Source organism: Streptomyces sp. NPDC055815 (assembly GCF_053616475.1).
In genome coordinates this window covers 1-18,267 of the sequence record NZ_JBSHDU010000047.1, presented here as the reverse complement: position 1 = coordinate 18,267, position 18,267 = coordinate 1, and the positions used below count along the sequence as shown (strand labels likewise).

The following is an 18,267-nucleotide window of genomic DNA, read 5'->3' as shown; positions in this document are numbered from 1 at the left end:
CAACCCAGGTCGATCGGCACGTCGGGTGACAGGTATCGAGCTTCGGCTCAGTCGTGACCGAGTGCTCAGTTGGCGGATGAGCGCCCCGGCTGACGAGTTGGTGCGCCGGATGCCAGCCACCGCCAGCGTCGCCGCTCCGTGGCGAGGGTGGCGGCGGCCAGCAGGGTCACGGGGCCCGCCGCCCACGCGGGCCAGGCCAGCCACGAGGAGGCCACGGCTGCGGCGAGCTGGAGAAGCACCAGAAGGATCGTGACCCAGCCCGGTACTGCGATGATCACGTTCGCCTTGTCACCCGGGGTGGAGAAGCACGTGGGAAGGCCGATCAGGAGCACCACGGACAGGGCGGCGAGCAGCCATGAGTGGACGGCCAGCGCCCAGGGCGTAGCCACCCAGGCGACGAGTTCCACCACGAAGCGCAGAACGGACGGGGTACGGTCGTCCGGTCGTGCCGAAATCGTTTCCCCAGCAGCGTCGCTCACCTGCGGACGATCTCACGGCCCGCGCCCAACAGCCAAGAGCCGGAGCGCCGTTGTCTGCCCCACGGATTTCCTCCCGTGTCCCGTACGGCCATGGGCGGACAGGCCACCGCGAGAGCCGTTCACCGCAATCGCCAACCGAAGCTGGTGGAACAGTCGGAGGGGACGTTCTCGCCGTCGGACGTCTGCATGTGGTGACGGGCCAGTGGTCGGGCTCTCCGTCGTCGATCCGCCAGCAGTACAGGTTCTCGTGCTCGGTGTTTGCCCAGACAAGCAGGCCGTCCTCCTCTGAGTCGGTCCACGGTTCTGGTTCAGATGGAGGTACGCGTCGAAGGCGCCCTCCCACGCTCGCAGGCAGGGTTCGTACCTGCCGCGGGGTGACCGCCGGCATCGGCACGATGTCGCCTTGCGTATCCCGGTGCGGTCCCTGCTGCCGATCCACTGCCTCGCATGGACCCAGGCCGTTACCGTCTTGCCCCCGCCTTCGAGAAGCTCTGGAAGACCTGCGCCATGCACCTCGCTGACGCCTGGGTCCGTGATGCCCTCCAGGACCAGGGTCCGTGGTGCCCTGTGGAGGGAAGCCGGCTTCTCGACCAGCACATGGGGGTCGATGTCCTGCGAGAGGTACAGAAGAATCGGCCGAAGTCCACTGTCCGGGGACAGTGGTTCGCCTGGTCGAGTGCAAGGCCCGTCCGTGAGGAGGTACTCCTACGAAGGGCGATCGGCTGGATCCCACCACGCGGACGAGCTCACCCGAAATCACGCCACCTCGGAGACCACCAGGGGTGCACCGAAGGGTTCCGTCTCCATGGCACAGCAGCCTGACGGCACAGTGGGCGGCGACGGACCGGGCTCTCATCGCCGTCCCACCACTCGTGGCACGGCGCTTCGGGAACTGCGGGCAGTCGAGTGAGTGGTCCCGTCAGAGGGGCTTCACATCTCACGCAAACCTGTTGGCTCTGTGCCGGGAGGGGAGACGCACTACCCGGCAGGTTGGGGTGGCAGCGGGCGCGCCGGGTGTGCGGGTGTGAACGGGGCGGCGGTGGTCGGCCGCCGCCTGCGCGGGGATGGTCCGGAGACGAGCATCTCTTCGCATCGGCGCCGGTACTGTTCCCAGCAACCGCGGGGACGGCTGTGTGCGGCGGTCCGGTCTGCATGTCAGTAGGGGGAGTCGGGCAGAGCCGCGGGTTCCAGCTGCTCTCGCTGCCGCCGGTTTACGCGCCCGGGCGGGCGGGCGTTCGGTGCGCGATCTGGGGCGTGATGCCACGGCCATGAGCCATCGCCGCTGATGCCTGGCTGCGGTATGTGCAGGCGTCTCGCCGTACGCCGCCATGGGCCGGCCCTGGGCGGTCGCCGACTCGCGAATGGGTCTCTTTCGGGCAATGATGGCGAATTGTGGACCGGGCTTCGGTGCGCTGAGACCCCGTGTGCCCCAGCTCGCGCCGGCAGCCGGTTGCGGGACTCTCTGGAGGGTGTGGATGTCCGAGCTCACCGTCGTCGGATGCGACGATCACGCCGCGGCCGGAAAGGCCTGCTGCACGATGACGCATGCGCTGCAGCGCGACCGCGTCGTGGGTGTGAACGGGTTCGCGGTCGTCTCGGTCGACGCCCTTGTCGGCCCTGCGCCGACGACAGGGGCGTCATCTCGTCCTTGTCGCTGAGGAAAGGCTTCCATCACGCCGCCACGCCGCCATGAAGTCATGAGGTCGTGAAGTCATGGTCCGTGATGTTCGAGGTCATCGGCACGACCGCCGCAGAGCCGGCGTCAGCAGCTCGCCCACCTGCACTCGGACCCGGTCGCCGACGGTGACGTGGCAAGCCCGGCAGCGGAGCACCGGCCCTTTGCACCGCCAGGGTCCTTCCTGCCCATCGAAAGGTGTGTTCATGTACCCCGAGCTCAGTCCTGAAGCGCTTGCCAAGCTGCGCCGGCCTCGTCCGTACCCCGCGGTGTCGCTCGTGATGCCGACCCACCGTCGCGCGCCGGACAACGCTCAGGATCCCGTACGGCTGCGCAACCTCCTGGCCAGGGCCGAGAAGGACCTCGAGAGCGACCCCGGCGTGACGCGTGAGCGGCGTGCGGACGTGCTGAGCCAGCTGGAGCGGGCGGTCGCCGAGGTCGACCTCGTCCACGCGGAGGACGGCCTGGTGATCTACGTGGCGCCGGGCGAGCACCACGTGTGGACGGTGGCGCGGACGGTCCCGGAGCGGGTGGTCATCGCCGACACCTTCCTCACACGCAATCTCGTCGCCGCCCGCTCCGCCGAGCGTCCCTACTGGGCCCTGACGGTGGCGGCGGACCGGATCTCGCTGTGGAACGGCTCACCCGAGCGGGCCGTCGAGCACACGGGTGACGGATTCCCGCTGACGCGGAGCCTGGACGACCCGGACGCCGAACGCAAGGAACGCATCGGGGACCTGCCGAGCACCTTCCGCGACGAGGACACGCGCACCTTCTTCCGGCATGCGCACGAGGCGTTGCGGACCGTCCTCGCCTCCGAGAACCGACAGCTGTACGTGATCGGCGAGCCGCCGGCGGTCGCTCTCCTCGAAGAGACGGGATCGCTGCCGCAGGGCATGGACACCCTCCATCAGGGCGGTCTCGGACACGGGCCCGAGGAAGCCGTGCGTAAGGCCGTGGCGCCGCTGCTCGCCGCCCACGAGGAGGCGGTGACGGCCACCGTGCTGGCCGAGCTGGATGCGGCACGGGGGCGACGTGAGTACGCCGGCGGTCTCGACGAGGTGCACGAGGCCGCGAAGGAAGGCCGGATCCGTCTGCTCGGCGTCGAGGAGCACTACCGGACCGTCGTACGCGACTACGGCGATCATCTCGAACCCGCGGACCCGTCGGACCTCGACTCCCGCGACGACATCGTGGACGAGATCGTCGAACAGGCGCTGGAGACGGGCGCCGAGGTGCGGTTCGTCCACGACGACGCCCTGGCGGACGTGCATCGCATCGCCGCGGCGCTGCGCTACTGATGGCGAAGCACGGTCATCGCTCACGACCGCACGGCATGGGAGGCACCGTGAACACCTCATCGCCCCGCGGGAGCCGGCCGGCCCGCGCCCGGCCGGTCCGATCCCGGGCGGCCGGCGCCGCTGTCGCCGTCGTCGCGACCGCGCTCGCAGCGGCAGGCCTCGTGTCCTGCGACTCGGGCGGGGACGACGCCGGGAGACCCGCGTTCAGCGAACGTCCCACGGCGCCCGACACCGCCTCGTTCTCCGGCGAGCACCCCTCCTCCGTCGCCTCGGCGGCGGAGTCGCGGATCGCCTCCGCGCAGGCCTCGGCATCGTCCGCGGCGGCTTCGGCCTCCGCCCGGGAGGCGTCGCGCCAGGCGTCGATCGGCACCGAGGTCGAACGATCCCGGCAGGCGGCGGAGGACGCCCTGAAGGGCGTCGAGGGCAGGGGGAACGCCCTGAACGAGGTTGGCATGACCGGCAAGCCCCGGGCCGACACGAACGGCCGGCTCACCGTCGTCGTCACCATCACCAACAAGACGAGCGCGAAGGCCTCCTACGCCGCCCGGGTCGACTTCCTCGACCCGTCGGGAAAGGTCGTCGAGACCCAGTTCGTCGGTGCCGAGGACCTCGCGCCCGGCGAGCGGAAGCAGCCCCTGGTCATCAGCAGGCAGCCCCCGGAGCCGGTGCTCACGCCGCGCCTCACCCAAGCACAGAGGTACTGAGAGAGGAACCCCGTATGTCCGAGCTCATCGTCATCGGCTACGACGATCACAAGGTGGCGACCAAGGCCTTCAAAGAGGTCCAGAAGCTCCGCGACGACCATGTCGTCGACCTGAACGGTCTCGCTGTCGTCAGGGTCGACGAGGACGGCGAGACCCATGTGGACACCCCCGCCAAGAAAGAGGAGATCGCCCTCTCCGCCACGGCCGGCGCGCTGTGGGGCATGGTCTTCGGCATCCTGATCCTCACCCCGGCCATCGGGGTGGTGGGCGCGGCGCTCGGAGGTCTCATCGGCAAGCTGAACCAGATGGGTGTCGACAACGGGTTCCGGAAGAAGGTGAGTGACCTTCTCGAGCCCGGCTCGGCAGCCGTCGTGATCATGGCCTCCAAGATCACCGAGGACCGGTTCGCCGCCGCTATGGAGCCCCTCGGCGGAACGGTCCTCAAGACCTCCCTCCCGCAGGAGAGCGAGCGGGAGCTCGCCGAGCAGCTCGCCGGTCCCGATCCCGAGACGACGGGCTGACTCCAGGGCTGAGCCGTCCTGGGGAACGCAGTCGAGCCCACGGGGCTGCCGACTCCCTCACAAGGGTGTCGGCAGCCCCGTGGGCGCCTGTCCAGACGCGCGTGGGGCGGTTCAGAAGTCGACCGCGTCGCGGATCAGCGGGCAGGTCATGCAATGGCCGCCGCCCCGGCCGCGGCCGAGTTCGGCGCCGACGATGGTGATGACCTCAACCCCCGCCTTGCGCAGCAGGGTGTTGGTCTGGGTGTTGCGGTCGTACGTGAAGACGACACCGGGTTCGAGTGCCACGGCGTTGTTGCCGCTGTCCCACTGCTGGCGTTCGGAGGCGTAGACGTCGCCGCCGGTCTCGATCACCTGGAGCTCGGGCAGACCGAGGCCCTTGGCGACGACGTCGACGAACGGGGTGGTGCCCTCGTCGGTGATCTCGACGCCCGGCGCCTTGTCGGTCGGCCGCAGCGAGAAGGTGTGGACGGCGTCCATGATCGTCGGGTAGAGCGTGACGATGTCGCGGTCGGCGAAGGTGAACACGGTGTCGAGGTGCATGGCCGCGCGCAGCTTCGGCATGCCGGCCACGATCACATGCTCGGCGGCGCCGTTCCTGAACAGAGCGGCGGCGACCTGGGTGATGGCCTGGCGTGAGGTGCGCTCGCTCATGCCCATGAGGACGACTCCGTTGCCGACCGGCATGATGTCACCGCCCTCGAAGGTGGCCTGGCCCCAGTCCTGTTCGGGGTCGCCCCACCAGACGTTCGAACCCTTGAAGTCGGGGTGGAAGGCGTAGACGGCCTTCATGAGAAGCGTCTCGCCGTGACGGGCGGGCCAGTACAGCGGGTTCAGGGTGACGCCGCCGTACAGCCAGCAGGTGGTGTCGCGGGTGTAGAGCGTGTTCGGCAGGGGCGGCATGAGGTACTCGCGTGCCCCGATTCCCTCCCTCGCGAGGGACACGTACCCGGAGCGGAAATCATCGGGCAGGTCGGCCGTGGACAGTCCGCCGATGAGGAACTCCGCAAGCTCGCGCGGGGCGAGGGAGTCGAGGAACGCGCGAGTGTCGTCGACCAGCCCGAGGCCGACCTCGTTGGGCACGATCTTCCGGTCGAGGAGCCAGGCCTTCGCCTCGGGGATCGCCATGGTCTCGGCGAGCAGCTGGTGCAGTTCGACGACGTCGACACCGCGCTGCGTGAGCTTGTTGACGAAGTCGGCGTGGTCGCGCTGGGCGTTCTCCACCCACATGACGTCGTCGAAGAGCAGGTCGTCGGAGTTGGTCGGGGTCAGCCTCCGGTGCGCGAGGCCGGGGGCGCAGACCAGGACCTTGCGCAGCCGTCCGACCTCGGAGTGGACGCCGAGCGCGGACGGGACGGAGCCGGTCTGGGTGCTATTCATGGTCAGCCTTTCCGAGGGAAGTCGGATACGTGTCCGGCCGGATACGCGTCTGGCTGGATACGTGTCCGGCCGGATACGTGTCCCCGACAGGTTCAGAGCTCGATCCAGCCGGCGGCGAGGGCGATGACACCGATGACGGCCCCGACGACGGAGACCGCGCAGATGACGGCTTCGGCCGGGGAGAACAGGCGCCGGTTCTGCTCCCGCCTGGCCTTGACGAACAGGAAGGTGGCGGGGGCGTAGAGGATGAAGGAGACGAGGACGAACTTGAGCCCGGCCGCGTACAGCAGGAACGCCGTGTAGAGGGTCGCGACGACGGCGACGACCAGCTCGCGCCGGGTGCCGCCCCCGACCGCCCGCTCCGCCTGCGGCCGCAGCGCGATCTTCACGGCGAAGGCGGCGGCCAGGAGGAACGGGATGAGACTCAGGGCGCTCGTCAGGTCCAGGGCGAAGTTGAACGCGTCGTCGGAGAAGGCCGTGACGACCAGGACGACCTGGCTCAGGGACGTCGTCAGGAGCAGGGCGGGGACCGGAACGTCGTCACCGCTGGAGCGCCCGAGGAAGCGGGGCATGTCCTTGTCCTTGGCCGCGACGAACAGCACTTCCGCGGCCATCAGTGTCCAGGCGAGATAGGCGCCGAGCACGGAGACGATCAGGCCGACGCTGACGAAGACCTTGCCCCAGGTACCGACGGCGGCCTCCAGAACGCCCGCCATGGAGGGCTGCCGCAGCTCGGCGATCTCGCTCATCGGCATGATGCCGTACGACACGATGGTCACCGAGGCGAAGATCGCGAAGACGCTGAGGAAGCCCAGGATCGTGGCCCGTCCGACGTCCTCCCGGCGCTTGGCATGCCGCGAGTAGACGCTCGCGCCCTCGACGCCGAGGAAGACGAAGACGGTGGCCAGCATCGTGCCGCTGACCTGGTTGAACAGCGATCCCGCGTAGTCGGCGCCTCCGAAGTTGTCCGCGAAGACGGACGGCTCGAAGGAGAAGAGCGCCAGGATGATGAAGACGATGATGGGAACGATCTTGGCGACGGTGACGATCCGGTTGATCGCAGCCGCCTCCTTCACCCCCCGGCGGATGAGGAGGAAGAAGCACCAGAGCCCGACGGAGGACAGGACGATCGCAAGGGCGGTGTCGCCGTCGCCGAGTGCCGGGGCGATGGCACCGATCGTCGACATGATCAGGACCCAGTAGGTCACGTTGCCGACGCAGGCGCTGGCCCAGTAGCCGAAGGCGGAGAAGAAGCCGAGGTACTCGCCGAAGCCGGCCTTGGCGTACGCGTAGACGCCGGCGTCCAGGTCCGGGCGCCGGACCGCGAGCGTCTGGAAGACGAAGGCGAGCATCAGCATGCCGACGCCGGCGACCGCCCAGGCGATCAGCGCCCCCGCGACGCCCGTCTCCTGGGCGAACCGCCGAGGCAGGGAGAAGACGCCGGCTCCGACCATGGAGCCGACGACCATGGCGGTGAGCGTCAGCAGCGTCAGCTTGGCCGCGGGCGGCGACCCGTCGGAAGGGGCCTCGGTACTGGTTTCCGGTTGGGTCATGGCGTACCTCGTAGACGGGAGCGTTCCGTTGTGGCAGTGGCCACCGGCCGGCCGCAGCCTGAGGGCACGCGCAGCGCAGACCGGGTCGGCCCGCCTTGCTCCTCGGTCTCCACCGGTGCCCCCTGCGCGAGGAAGTGACAGACGACCATGCTCGACCGCCCACTGAAAGGGGAATCTAGCCCCCGATGGGATATTTTGTCCTGATTTGCCAACCCTTTCACTCTGGAAGATCGCTCCAGTGGCGAAGGCGAGACGGTCAACGCAGCCTGGCCCCGCGGCTGACCCCGGTCCAGCTGCCCTCAGATGGTGCTGGGCGGACGCCCTTCGGCGCGCCGGGGCGGTGACGCCGGAGTGCTCCCACCGAGCACCACGGTGACCGGGTCCGTGGTATCCCGGCACCGCAGTGCGTTGTGGCGGGTGTTCGTGCTGGCGGGGGCCCAGGCCACGTACATCTCCACGGCGATGAGGCTGAGGGTGGCCGGGAGACGATGGCCGGTCGGAGGGAGCCGGCCGGTGACGGTGGAGAGGTTCGCGTCGACGGCGCCCGCGGCGACCAGTCTTCAGGGCTGAAGCACCTGTAAGAGATCGGCTGCGATGGTGGGGGCGTTGTCGATCGAGGCGGTGGAGGCGGGGCGGGGCGGTCGAGGGGGTCGGGGGCGCCGTACAGCACCGATGTCACACCGATGGCGGGTTGAGGTCGTGAGGTGCGGGGGCCGGTCGTGCGTCAGGAGCATCACGAGGTTGACGACCACGACCGGTCGACGACCCTCTCAAAAGGCCGGCTCGACCTGGAGGAACACGGCGCTCGGGCCTTCGATGGCCCTCACTGGAACGACCGTGACGCCGTGGCAGGCGGTGAGGATGTGGCGACCCGCTGCGCAGGTCACTACCCCTTGGCCACCACCGGGCCGGCTGTGACCTGTGGACCGTGGGGGAGCAGGGGTGCGAGGTTGTCCCTGACGAAGGCGGCCGCCTGCTTGATCGATTCCTCGGCCCCGGCTTGGTCGTCGAAGACGCTGGTGGAGACCATCACTCCGTCTCCGGCGTCCACCCAGTAGTAGGCGACGAAACCGGGGACTCTGCGAAGGATGGGCACGAATCCCTCGTCCACTCGGCGTCCTGCCTCGGCAGAGTCGGTCACTCCTTCGTAACGCCGGATTACCGCGTACATGGGCGATCTCCTCATGGATTTCAGGGGTGCCTGGCGCGAAACGACATACCCCGGCCGGGCGTCTTCTCCACCGGAGGACGCTCAGAGTGACCTGGATAGACGCACCGGCGAGTACGGCGACCGGCACCTGCCCGGACTGCAGCAGTGGGGTAGGGGACGTCATGCTCGGTCGCCGACGGTGAGGATGGTGGGGGCGGCCTCAGTGAGCCGGGCGGAGCGCGGGACACGGGCGGCTGGTTGATCCACCAGCGGATCAGAGCGCACAGCGTGGCCGGCCCCCAGGCGCGGTCGAACCGGTGGCTGCGGCCGAGGGATATCGGTGCGACGGCGGGGATGATCGCGCGCTCGTCGATGCCGTGGGTACTGTCCCTGGGGTGGCTCAGATCTGCCGGGTCTGTGGGGTGAGGGTCTGAGGGATTTCCGGTCCGACGGCGGGTTCGAACGACCGCACTGCGAGTCGCCCGCCCTCGAAGAGGTAGCCCCGCTGCTCGGTCCTGAGCCGTGAACGTGGGAGCCGGCGAACTGCCGCTGTCGGTGGTCCGACAGCTGTGAGGACACCGGCAGCCAGAATGATCCCCTGGGGCAGAGAAGTGCCTGCCGGGAGGCTGAGAAACACCTGCGCGGCACTGCAGCCCGCCGGGGCCTCGATCGAAGCATGCAAGGGCACCTGATGCAGTCGAGGAGGCCTGGGTGACTGCAGCGCCACCCGGCCCACATCGGAACCGACACCCCGCCCTGCTATCGGCGTGCCGCTCGGCGTCATTGCACTCAGAAGACGCCTCCGCGCTGTCCTGCCCTTCTGCCACGCCCGTCAGGGGACGCCGGGATGTCGCCGTAGGTGTACGCGGTGCGGATGTGCCCGTCGCGGGCGTGGACGACAACCTGTGCGGGGGTGTGCTCCTTGGCGCGCCGGCGGGCGGAGGCGATCGCCTCCTGCTGAGTGCGGTGCGGCTCGTGGAGCAGCCGGCGTCCCTCTCTGGCCTCGACCTGCCACTTTACGCCTGCTGCCGCCGCCCGCTCGCCGGACGGTTCGACGTGGTACACGGTCCGTTTCGCTGCCATGATCCTGCTCCTCGCCTACGCCGTATGTGAGGACGGCCTGGCCGATTGTGAAGGGGGTCGAGCTGTTGGAGAGCGCCGGGGCTGTGACATCTGACTTCATCCGGGCGGGTGAAGCCTTCCCGTGGATCGGTGGGCGTGGGCAGTCCCTGGTGCCAAGGCCCACTACCGGCGCCGCCGTGACCAGGGCGACTGGCACGCGTCAGCCCAGCGGAACCGGTTCAACCGCATGATCGGCCAGCTCTATCACTGCCTCCGCCACGGCCACCGCTTCGATGCAGCCGTGGCCTTTACACCAGCGTCTGCCCTGGCGGTGGCCGCCTAGCCGCTTCTTTACTGCTCCCGTCAAGCCGAACGAGCCGTCTTCGCGGACCGTGAAGGAGGCACAGCCGTCATGCTCGAAGCGCACCTGCCCATCGAACGTCGACGCGGCGTGGGTGCGGGCCCCCCAGTCACCACCCAGCCGGCCGCTCAGCGCGACCCAGAACCGGCACCCACCGCACTGCTCGTCAAACCACTCATCCCGATAATCGGGACCTCCGGTCGACCTGTTCAGCAGCCGCAGCCAACGCTCGTGAACCTCGCCGTTGTGGCCAAGGTCATCACCCGCCCACGGTCCACCAGACACCATCCGCCCCCGCCCGCGCTCTCGAACAGATCGACAGGCTACACACGGACTGTGCAAGGAACTTGGCTTCCTGAGCGCCTGAGGTGGCAACCGCTCCATTGGGCTTTTCGCCCAGCGCAAACCTGATCGACGAGAGCCGACTTTCGAAAGGCTCTGCTACAGACGCATGGGGCGGCGCGGCTTCGTATGTCCGAAGACGTGCCCAACCTCGTTCCCGTGCTGCACGCCCTCCGGGACGAACGGGACCTATCCCAGCCTGCTCTGTTGATCTCCCCACCTGAACGACGGACCCCGGCGGCGCCGGCATTCTCAATTTTCGGAGGGAGGTGGAGGGTCGAGGGCTTCGAAGGTGCCGGAGATGCCGGAGATGCCCGGGCTGCGGTCCCGCCGAGGTATCCACCGGGGCGTAGACACAGGTGCCGTTGATCCCGGGAGGGCACTGCACGGCGGCTGCTGCGAGCTGGTTGCGAGGCCTCGGCAGTGACGGCAGTGCCGTCCAGGCATTGGTGGCCGGGTTGTACGAGTCCACGTTGGCCAAGATGTCCGCCCTGTTACCGCCCGCGACGTAAACACACGTCCCGCTCTGGCCAGGTGGGCAGGTCGTGGCCGCCACGCCGGCATTGGCCCGGGGAGTAGGAATCGATGCCACCGGACTCCGGGCATTGGTGGCCGGATTGTATGACTCCGCTGCGCCGCTGAAGCCATTGCTGTACCCGCCCACGGCGTACACGCAGATGCCTGTCTGCCCCGGCGGACAGCCCCCGGCCGCGGCGCCGAGAGAATGCCTGGGCACGGTCATCGACCGCACCGTGCTCCAGGAGTTGTTTGCAGGGTTGTACGACTCCACGGTGCCGAACTGAGAGGTGAAGGCGTCGCCCCCACGGCGTAGACGCAGGTGCCGGTCTGGCTTGGCGGGCAGGGCGCGACGGCCGAACCCAGGCCCCGACGCGCCGTGGGCATGGACGGCAGTGCGGTCCAGTTCGTGCCGTTGTCGGCGGCCGCGGGGCAACATCGCGGCCAGGAGCCCCGCAAGGGCCAGGGCCCCCGCCAGGGCCAGCCGTCTCTGCAGCCTCCTGCGGGAAGCGCACCGGCACCTCGGGCGCCGGGTCACTTCAGTCGCTGACCAAGGTCGAGCTGTACGAGAAGGCCACCAAGGCCGGCGTCAGAGGGCGCTCCAGTACGACCCAGGAACCAGCTCGCCGACGCCGTCGCCAAGTCCCGATAAGGCCGTCGCAGCCGGCCCTGGCGTGTCGTCCGCGCGCGATCCGGACCGGGGCCCAGCTGGTCGACTGCCCGCACCGGCGCCCCCACGGCGCGCTGGGACCGCTCGTGCTCAGCCGCGATCGCCCGGCGCCCGGTGTTCTACGCATCGGCGGGGGCGGACCGTTCATCTGCTGTGTTCGAGGGGCCCGGCCCGTGCCAGTCCAGGCACAGGACGGTGGCGTCGTCCTTCGGCGGGTGGCCGCCGTAGGCGTCGGCGTCGGCGCCGACCAGGGTGCGCACGACCTCGCGGGGGTGTTCGGCTTCGGTCGTGCGCAGGAGAGCGGGCAGGTCCACCACTTCGGCGTCGCGTTCCTGCATGCCGTCGGTGTGAAGGAGGAGGCGGTCACCAGGGCGCAGGTCGAGGTCTTGGACTTGGTAAGGCACTTGCGAGGGGATCCCGAACGGCAGGTTCACGGCCAGGGCCAGTTCGGTGACCGTACCGTCGCGCAGGAGGTAGGGCCGCGGGTGGCCTGCGTTGACGAGCTGGGAGCGGGTGCCGTCCAGCGCGATGCGCAGCAGCTGTCCGGTGGCGAGGCTGTGCTGGCCGTGGTCGACGAGGGCCTGGTGGATCTGGCGGGCCTGTTCCGCGAGACCGGCGCCGGCGCGGCGGGCGCCGCGGGAGGCGTTGACGAGAAGGGTGGCCATGAGTGAGGCGCTGACGTCATGGCCCATGGCGTCGATGATCGACAGGTGCAGGGTCCGGGCGTCCAGGCTGTAGTCGTAGGTGTCGCCCGCGATGTCGTAGGCCGGGACCAGGGCGCCGGCCAGGGTGAGCTCGGGGGCCTCGCAGCAGGAAGCGGAGGGCAGGAGCTGGCGCTGGATCTCTGCGGACAGGCTGACCGGCCCGGTGCGGTTGCCCCAGTGGTAAAGGTCGGTGAAGCGGCGGTCGGTGACGATGATGTACGCGAGCGCATGCGCGGCTTCCTGAACCTGAGTGCGTATCTCTGGTGTGGTGGCCCGGGTGAGGAAGAGCTCCAGGACGCCGATGGTGTCACCGCGGTTGGTGACCGGGGCCAGCACCCGATGGCCGTCCTGGCCGTCTGCGGTCACGATGAGCTCCTGGCTGCGCAGCACGTCGTCGTAGATGCTGCTGCCCGCGAGGGGGACTTGTTCGGCAGGCGGTTGCCCGGGCTCGGCGGCCGTGTCGTGGACGCGCAGGAGGCGTCGGCCGGCGATGTCCACGAACAGGAACGATACGAATCGCGCGTCGAACCGGTCGCGGAGATTGCGTGCCACGACATCGAGGGAGCGCACGGGTGCGGCGTTCTCGGCTGCTGCCAGCACGTTGCTCAGCCCGGTCCGTTCACCTGCCACAGCAGCCTCCCCGAGTACAGGCTTCCCTCCCCGCCGGGGAGGAGTGGACGGGGCGCGGATGGTCAGCACACGCTCAACCCCGCTCATGCGTAGCAGGCGGGCGACCGGGTGGCTGAGGGCGGTCAGCACGAGGGATTTGCCGGCCGCCAGGGCCAGCCGGTCCAGGTCCAGGAGGATGTGCAGTCCGGTGGTGTCGCAGAAGGTGACGGCGGACAGGTCCAGGTCGAGGCCGTCGCGGCTGGAGCTCAGAGCTGAGATGAGGTCCCTGCGCAGTCCGTCACCGTCGTCGATGTCGATCTCGCCGCGCACGCGGGCCAGCGCCCGATGCGGCTCGGGCTCGAAGAGCACACTGACCACGGAACGGCGGATGGTGCCGCTGATGTGGTCCGCCGCGACGAAGGGCAGCGGGTCGGGAAGAGAGGTCATGGGCTTTTCCCTTCACACCCCGATACGGCGGGCAGAAGGCCTGACGGGAGGTGGCGGCATGCTGGGCCCTGGCCCGCGCCGGGCCGGGGGTCAGCCGGGAGATGCGTGCTCACGGTAGTCACCGTCCGCAGGAGGGTGGCCGGTCGCTCCGGCCCGTGGGCCGAGGTCGACCAGCAGGTGCAGGAGGTCCGCGACCTCGTGGCGCCCCTCGGCCGGATGGCGGAAGAGGGTCCCTGGTGCGACCTCGTAGTGGTTGCGGCGGCCGTGGCGTACCCGGGTGAGGTACCCAGCGTTCTCCAGATCGCGGACGATGGCTCCGGCCGCCCGTTCCGTGAGCCCGCAGCTGTCGGCCAGGTCACGCTGCCGGATCTCCGGATCGCGAAGGATCATGGCGAGGATCCGGGCGTGGTTGGTGACGAACGTCCAGCTGGTCCGAGGCTCGACCTGCTCCATGCCCGAAATTATACGATTTGCGATTCCGGTTTCGCCAGACCGGAACCCAGAATCCTCCAATGCACCTCTACCGGGCGCCGCGGCCCTTGGCGCACGCCCTCAGCGGGCCGGACCCGGACGGATCTCGGACTATGGCTGCGCTAGAGCCGTTGCAGGACCTGGAGCTCAGACTGGTTCCTGTTGCGGCGAGCAGCCTTCGTTGCGGGTTCTCCAGAACTGCATGCTGTGCATCGACGGGTCCGAGACTCGCCTCCGCTACTGACGCGGTGGTTGGCGCGCCTGCAGGAGCCGCCGTGGACAGATGAGGCTGCAAGCCAGTTCGAGCAGTCCGCGATGGAGGGTCGGGGCGTTGTTCGTACCGGGTGCGGAGCCGTCTGAACCGGTGCAGCCCGGCGAAGGTGCGCTCTACCACCCAGCGCACCTTGCCCACCGGAGCCGTGGGCGACGCCGCATCGCGCGATCAACGGCTTGATGCCGCGCTTCCACAGCAGGCGGCGGTATTTGCCGAAGTCGTGGCCCCGGTCGGCATACAGACGCCGTGGCTTGCGGCGGGGACATCCCCGCCGACCCCGAAAATCGGCGGGACCGTGTCGAGCAGCGGCAGAAGCCGGGTGACGTCGTGCCGATTGCCGCCGGTGGGCGTGACGGCGAGCGGGCTTCCGTGGCGGTCGACAATCAGGTGATGCTCGGAGCCGTGGCGGGCGCGGTCGACGGGTGAGGGGCCGACATGGTCCCCCTTTGAGTGCCCGGCCGTGCGACCCGCCCACACGGAGCAGTCGTCCAGGTCCAGCAGATCGGCGCGACGCAGCTCGGTCGGCAGGGCTGCCTGCACGCCCGGCCACACGCCGGCCTCCGTCCGGTCGCGCAGCCGACGCCAGGCCGTCGCCCCGGAACAGCCACGGTCTCTGCCGGGACGTCTTACCCGGCGACACCAGTCCGCGACACGTACATGACGCCGACGAGCGCCGCCCGCTCGGGAACACGTAACCGCCTGGGACAGCGGCGGCGGCGCGGGGGAGCGGGCGGCAGCAGCGGGGCCACCCGCTCTCACAGGTCGTCCGTGCGGCTGTCAGTCGGAGCCGGGTCAGTCATTTGCTTCGTTGGGCATGACTTTGGTGACTTTGCCAGTGGGGTCGGTTTCGATGCGGCCGCTCTGGTTGTAGGTGTTCGAGACGTAGATCGACATGTGCTTCGGGTCGCCGAAGGTCGGGTCGTCGCCTGTGACGAGCAGGTACCGCGTCGAGATGTCTTTGACGTTCAGTTCTTTGTCTGCTCGTTTCAGCAGGGCGGGGAGGGCGTCCCAGTTGAACTCGTCCATGCTGAAGGGGCTGTCCATGGGGCCGACGCTGCCGCTGATGATTCCTTTTTCGGGGCCGGTTTCGGGGCGGTAGGTCCAGCTGTCGTAGCGGCTCTTGCTGCCCTTGACCATGACCTGGGCGGAGACGTATTCCGGGTAGACGGTGAGGTCGCATACCTGGTTTGTGCCCGTGGCCTCTTTCAGCGCCTTGAGCGCCGTGCGGATGCCATCCGGGGTCAGCAGGTTGCGCACGGCCGGCTTCCCCTTGTCGTCGCCCGTGTTCGCAGGAACGTCTGCGGAGTTGGAGGCGCTGGGTGCGGGAGCGCGGGAGCCGGACGTGGTCGGGCCGGAGGGCTGGGCGCCCTGGTCCTTGGAGCCCCCGAGGCCGGGGATGAGAGTCCACGCGAGGAGCCCCGCCAGCACCGTCGCGGCCACGGTGGAGCCGACGGCGATGCCGCGGGCACGGCGCCGGGCCTGTTCGGCGTGCCCTGGCTCGTGCGACCCGTGCGGAGTGATTGGCGGCACGCGGTCCCACGGGGTTGGGCCCGGCGTGGGGTGGGGGGTGGGGCCGGCCGGATAGGACGTCGGCCTGACGGACGGGTGGGACGTCCCCTCGTGTGGCCACGGTGTCGCCGGGCCGAAGCCGGTCGCGGGCGGGGTCGTCGGCGCAGGTGCGGCGGCCGTCGCCGGCGGGAGGAGGTGGTAGGAGGTGGACGTGGCGACGTCCGGGACTGTGCCGGGGGGCGTGCCTTCGGCGGCTGCGGCGAGGAGTGCGTCCAGAGCGGCGGCGTCCGGCCGCGCCGTGGGGTCCTTGACGAGGACGGCGGACAGTGTTGTTGCGAGCGCCCCGGCCCGGCGCGGCGGGGGCAGGGGCTCGCTGAGGACTGCTGCCAGTGTGGCCAGCGTGGATCCCCTGCGCAGCGGGTGCGCGCCTTCCACGGCGACGTACAGCAGCATCGCGAGTGACCACAGGTCGGAGGCGGGGCCGCCCTCGTCGCCGGAGATGCGCTCAGGTGCCATGTAGTCGGGGGTTCCGATGATGGAGCCGGTGGCGGTCAGTGCGGTCGATTCCCGGATGGCGGCGATGCCGAAGTCGGTGAGCACAGGACGGCCGTCGGGCCGCAGCAGCACGTTGGCCGGCTTCACGTCCCGGTGCTGGATGCCGGCGTCGTGCGCGGCCCGCAGTGCGGTGAGCAGTTCGCGTCCGAGTCTGGCCGCGGCGACGGGTTCCATGGGCCCGATCGCCAACTGGTCCGCGAGCGAGCCGCCGGTCACCAGTTCCATGACGAGCCAGGGGTAGGTGTTTTCGCCGCCGTCCACGATGTGGTGGATGGTCACGACACCAGGGTGCTGGACCCGAGCGAGCGCCTGTGCCTCGCGCAACACGCGGTCGCGCAGGATGCGAGCCGCCTGCGGGTCGTACTCGGCGAGCCCCGGGTCGGGTGGGCGCACCTCTTTGAGGGCTACGGCCCGGTCGAGCACGATGTCCCTCGCACGCCACACCGTGCCCATCCCGCCGCCGCCGAGCCGCGTCTGGAGCTCGAAGCGGCCATCGATCACCCGTCTGCCGGGCTCCGAGTCGTTCATGGGCGGGAGCCTACGGGGCGTCGGCGACACGCTGCAGAGCGGGTGGCGGATCGTGCCCCCGGTTCTCTCCTTGACGGCCCTTGACGAGGGGCCGGTCACCGGGGCGTGTTGGTCGCGCTCTTACGGGTGTGATCCGCATTGGCTTTGACCAGCGGCGACAAGTCCCGGCGAGTTCTCATAGTGTCCCGCCAGGAGGCAACGGTACCCGTCGGGGGCATATGGGGTACGTGACTTGTTGCTCCCACCTTGTATACGGGTGGTCCGACGGGGCGTGTCACCAGATGAGGACACCGCCGCCGATGCTCTGTGCGCGTTCAGCAGCTGTTTCGATGTTCTGCAGACGCTGCGAAATCTGCCTTACGTACTCCGCATGCGATTTGGACGGATCGGTGCTCGGTGCTACGGATTCGAGGTTGTTCCGGGTTACGGCGCATTCGGCCAGGAGACCGGCCACATGGTCTGGGAAGACAGTCAGGTCCTCATTCGCCAGGACGGGAAAGAAGCTCGCGCCGAGTGAGCGGACGGCCTCGGATCCCCAAACAGAGGTACGCCAGCTTTCGAAGCCCGCGAGATCCGAACAACCCGCAGGAACATCCAGCACGTCGATCTGCCCGTTGCTACCGACGACGAACACGTCTACAGAAAGGCTCATGACCGCAGTCCATCACGACTGCGGAACGGCGGTCTATCAGGTACCACTTCCGGACAGGCGAGGGTGTCGGGTCTATCGGTTTCGGCGAATGCGGTTCGGGTGATTGTGTGTGGGGGATAGCGCTGCAGGCTGCTCCCTGCTCGCGCAGGGACGGTCCCGTGGCCTGCGCACCGTCGGCCAGGTTGACGGCCTGTTCCCTGCACCGGCGGGGATGGGCACGTGCTTATTGACGGCCTGGCCGTCACCGGGCTCTGCTCTCCGCTCGCGTGGGTGGCTTCGTTCACATGAAGTGGTTCTGGCTCAACTTCCATGAAATGGCCACACAGAGTAACGAATTGGCTTGGCCTGGGCTCTAGGTACAGTCGGAGCGCCCCGTGAGATCGTGCTCGCACAGGAGTCCTCCTTGGTCCAACCTGACCGTTTCGCCCTTCTCATAGTCAAGCCGATGGAGCGGCCCAGCACCTCACTGAGCTTCTTTCATCCTCTGCTGGAGGGTGAAACGGGCTGGCCGACGGGTGTGGTGAGGAGGCAGGGCACCTCGTCGTCGGCATACAGGTTCCACTCATCACACCGGCGCCCGGAGGAGCCCACTGCAGCCAATTTTGTGCGCACAGAGAACACTTGGAAGGCGCTACCAGACAAGCATCGTTTGTACGGACCCGTAACTTCTACGCGCAAGGGGCCTGTCTGCAACTGACGGTTCCGCGCACTGTATCAAGGGAGTGAGTCATGAGTTCTCAGGTGAAGGCATTCGGGTTCGGCATGCCGTGGGAGTCGTTGTACGGGTACAGTCAGGCCACTCAGGTC

Annotated in this window: 14 protein-coding genes and 3 pseudogenes; 5 read left to right on the top strand and 12 right to left on the bottom strand. The window is 68.9% G+C overall.

Features of this window, described 5'->3' with window-relative positions; genetic code table 11:
• Positions 1 to 65 precede the first annotated feature (65 nt).
• On the bottom strand, positions 66 to 479 hold the full coding sequence (locus tag ACWGN5_RS26705) for a hypothetical protein (RefSeq protein WP_453519579.1): 414 nt from the start codon (positions 477 to 479) through the stop codon (positions 66 to 68).
• 1,475 nt (positions 480 to 1,954) lie between these two features.
• Between ACWGN5_RS26705 and ACWGN5_RS26700 the strand changes: the two genes are divergently transcribed.
• From ACWGN5_RS26700 to ACWGN5_RS26685, 4 genes are all read left to right on the top strand, one after another.
• A complete protein-coding gene (locus ACWGN5_RS26700) occupies positions 1,955 to 2,137 on the top strand; it encodes a hypothetical protein (RefSeq protein WP_453519578.1) in 183 nt (60 codons plus the stop codon).
• 223 nt (positions 2,138 to 2,360) lie between these two features.
• A complete protein-coding gene (locus tag ACWGN5_RS26695; protein WP_453519576.1) occupies positions 2,361 to 3,455 on the top strand; it encodes a baeRF3 domain-containing protein in 1,095 nt (364 codons plus the stop codon).
• A 47-nt stretch (positions 3,456 to 3,502) separates the two neighbouring features.
• Entirely contained in the window at positions 3,503 to 4,159 is a 657-nt protein-coding gene (locus tag ACWGN5_RS26690; RefSeq protein ID WP_453519574.1) for an FxLYD domain-containing protein, read from the top strand.
• A 14-nt stretch (positions 4,160 to 4,173) separates the two neighbouring features.
• Entirely contained in the window at positions 4,174 to 4,680 is a 507-nt protein-coding gene (locus ACWGN5_RS26685; RefSeq protein ID WP_453519572.1) for a DUF1269 domain-containing protein, read from the top strand.
• A 111-nt stretch (positions 4,681 to 4,791) separates the two neighbouring features.
• Here the strand turns inward: ACWGN5_RS26685 and ACWGN5_RS26680 are convergent, their stop codons facing one another.
• From ACWGN5_RS26680 to ACWGN5_RS26665, 4 genes are all read right to left on the bottom strand, one after another.
• Positions 4,792 to 6,057: an arginine deiminase gene (locus tag ACWGN5_RS26680; RefSeq protein ID WP_453519570.1), complete on the bottom strand. Its 1,266-nt coding sequence runs from the start codon at positions 6,055 to 6,057 to the stop codon at positions 4,792 to 4,794.
• Between the two features lie 92 nt (positions 6,058 to 6,149).
• Positions 6,150 to 7,610, bottom strand: a complete 1,461-nt coding sequence (locus ACWGN5_RS26675; RefSeq protein ID WP_453519568.1) for a basic amino acid/polyamine antiporter — start codon at positions 7,608 to 7,610, stop codon at positions 6,150 to 6,152.
• Between the two features lie 886 nt (positions 7,611 to 8,496).
• Positions 8,497 to 8,706 (bottom strand): hypothetical protein, encoded by a 210-nt coding sequence (locus ACWGN5_RS26670; protein ID WP_453519566.1) that lies wholly within the window; start codon positions 8,704 to 8,706, stop codon positions 8,497 to 8,499.
• A gap of 843 nt (positions 8,707 to 9,549) precedes the next feature.
• Positions 9,550 to 9,843: a DUF2188 domain-containing protein gene (locus tag ACWGN5_RS26665; RefSeq protein WP_453519564.1), complete on the bottom strand. Its 294-nt coding sequence runs from the start codon at positions 9,841 to 9,843 to the stop codon at positions 9,550 to 9,552.
• A 130-nt stretch (positions 9,844 to 9,973) separates the two neighbouring features.
• On the opposite strand from ACWGN5_RS26665, the pseudogene ACWGN5_RS26660 reads away from it, so the two are divergent.
• Positions 9,974 to 10,165 (top strand): annotated as a pseudogene (locus tag ACWGN5_RS26660) (IS110 family transposase); the annotation flags it as partial.
• Between the two features lie 277 nt (positions 10,166 to 10,442).
• Here the strand turns inward: ACWGN5_RS26660 and ACWGN5_RS26655 are convergent.
• The 7 genes and pseudogenes from ACWGN5_RS26655 to ACWGN5_RS26625 all read right to left on the bottom strand — a co-directional run bounded on the left by ACWGN5_RS26655 (position 10,443) and on the right by ACWGN5_RS26625 (position 17,460).
• On the bottom strand, positions 10,443 to 11,267 hold the full coding sequence (locus tag ACWGN5_RS26655) for a hypothetical protein (protein WP_453519686.1): 825 nt from the start codon (positions 11,265 to 11,267) through the stop codon (positions 10,443 to 10,445).
• A gap of 563 nt (positions 11,268 to 11,830) precedes the next feature.
• On the bottom strand, positions 11,831 to 13,045 hold the full coding sequence (locus ACWGN5_RS26650) for a PP2C family protein-serine/threonine phosphatase (RefSeq protein WP_453519685.1): 1,215 nt from the start codon (positions 13,043 to 13,045) through the stop codon (positions 11,831 to 11,833).
• Positions 13,046 to 13,111: 66 nt separating this feature from the next.
• Positions 13,112 to 13,471 (bottom strand): annotated as a pseudogene (locus ACWGN5_RS26645) (STAS domain-containing protein); the annotation flags it as partial.
• Positions 13,472 to 13,561: 90 nt separating this feature from the next.
• Positions 13,562 to 13,924 (bottom strand): helix-turn-helix transcriptional regulator, encoded by a 363-nt coding sequence (locus tag ACWGN5_RS26640; protein ID WP_453519562.1) that lies wholly within the window; start codon positions 13,922 to 13,924, stop codon positions 13,562 to 13,564.
• 255 nt (positions 13,925 to 14,179) lie between these two features.
• Positions 14,180 to 14,965 (bottom strand): annotated as a pseudogene (locus tag ACWGN5_RS26635) (IS5 family transposase).
• A gap of 43 nt (positions 14,966 to 15,008) precedes the next feature.
• On the bottom strand, positions 15,009 to 16,808 hold the full coding sequence (locus ACWGN5_RS26630; protein WP_453519561.1) for a serine/threonine-protein kinase: 1,800 nt from the start codon (positions 16,806 to 16,808) through the stop codon (positions 15,009 to 15,011).
• Positions 16,809 to 17,082: 274 nt separating this feature from the next.
• Complete coding sequence (locus tag ACWGN5_RS26625; protein ID WP_453519558.1) at positions 17,083 to 17,460, bottom strand: hypothetical protein; 378 nt, start codon at positions 17,458 to 17,460, stop codon at positions 17,083 to 17,085.
• Positions 17,461 to 18,267: the final 807 nt, after the last annotated feature.

What these genes read in the sequence shown, in the direction of transcription:
- ACWGN5_RS26655 (WP_453519686.1), bottom strand. Translation starts at nt 11,267, where the DNA reads ATGACCGTGCCCAGGCATTCTCTCGGCGCCGCGGCCGGGGGCTGTCCG.
- ACWGN5_RS26630 (WP_453519561.1), bottom strand. Translation starts at nt 16,808, where the DNA reads ATGAACGACTCGGAGCCCGGCAGACGGGTGATCGATGGCCGCTTCGAG.
- ACWGN5_RS26640 (WP_453519562.1), bottom strand. Translation starts at nt 13,924, where the DNA reads ATGGAGCAGGTCGAGCCTCGGACCAGCTGGACGTTCGTCACCAACCAC.
- ACWGN5_RS26665 (WP_453519564.1), bottom strand. Translation starts at nt 9,843, where the DNA reads ATGGCAGCGAAACGGACCGTGTACCACGTCGAACCGTCCGGCGAGCGG.
- ACWGN5_RS26700 (WP_453519578.1), top strand. Translation starts at nt 1,955, where the DNA reads ATGTCCGAGCTCACCGTCGTCGGATGCGACGATCACGCCGCGGCCGGA.
- ACWGN5_RS26680 (WP_453519570.1), bottom strand. Translation starts at nt 6,057, where the DNA reads ATGAATAGCACCCAGACCGGCTCCGTCCCGTCCGCGCTCGGCGTCCAC.
- ACWGN5_RS26685 (WP_453519572.1), top strand. Translation starts at nt 4,174, where the DNA reads ATGTCCGAGCTCATCGTCATCGGCTACGACGATCACAAGGTGGCGACC.
- ACWGN5_RS26695 (WP_453519576.1), top strand. Translation starts at nt 2,361, where the DNA reads ATGTACCCCGAGCTCAGTCCTGAAGCGCTTGCCAAGCTGCGCCGGCCT.
- ACWGN5_RS26675 (WP_453519568.1), bottom strand. Translation starts at nt 7,610, where the DNA reads ATGACCCAACCGGAAACCAGTACCGAGGCCCCTTCCGACGGGTCGCCG.
- ACWGN5_RS26625 (WP_453519558.1), bottom strand. Translation starts at nt 17,460, where the DNA reads ATGAGCCTTTCTGTAGACGTGTTCGTCGTCGGTAGCAACGGGCAGATC.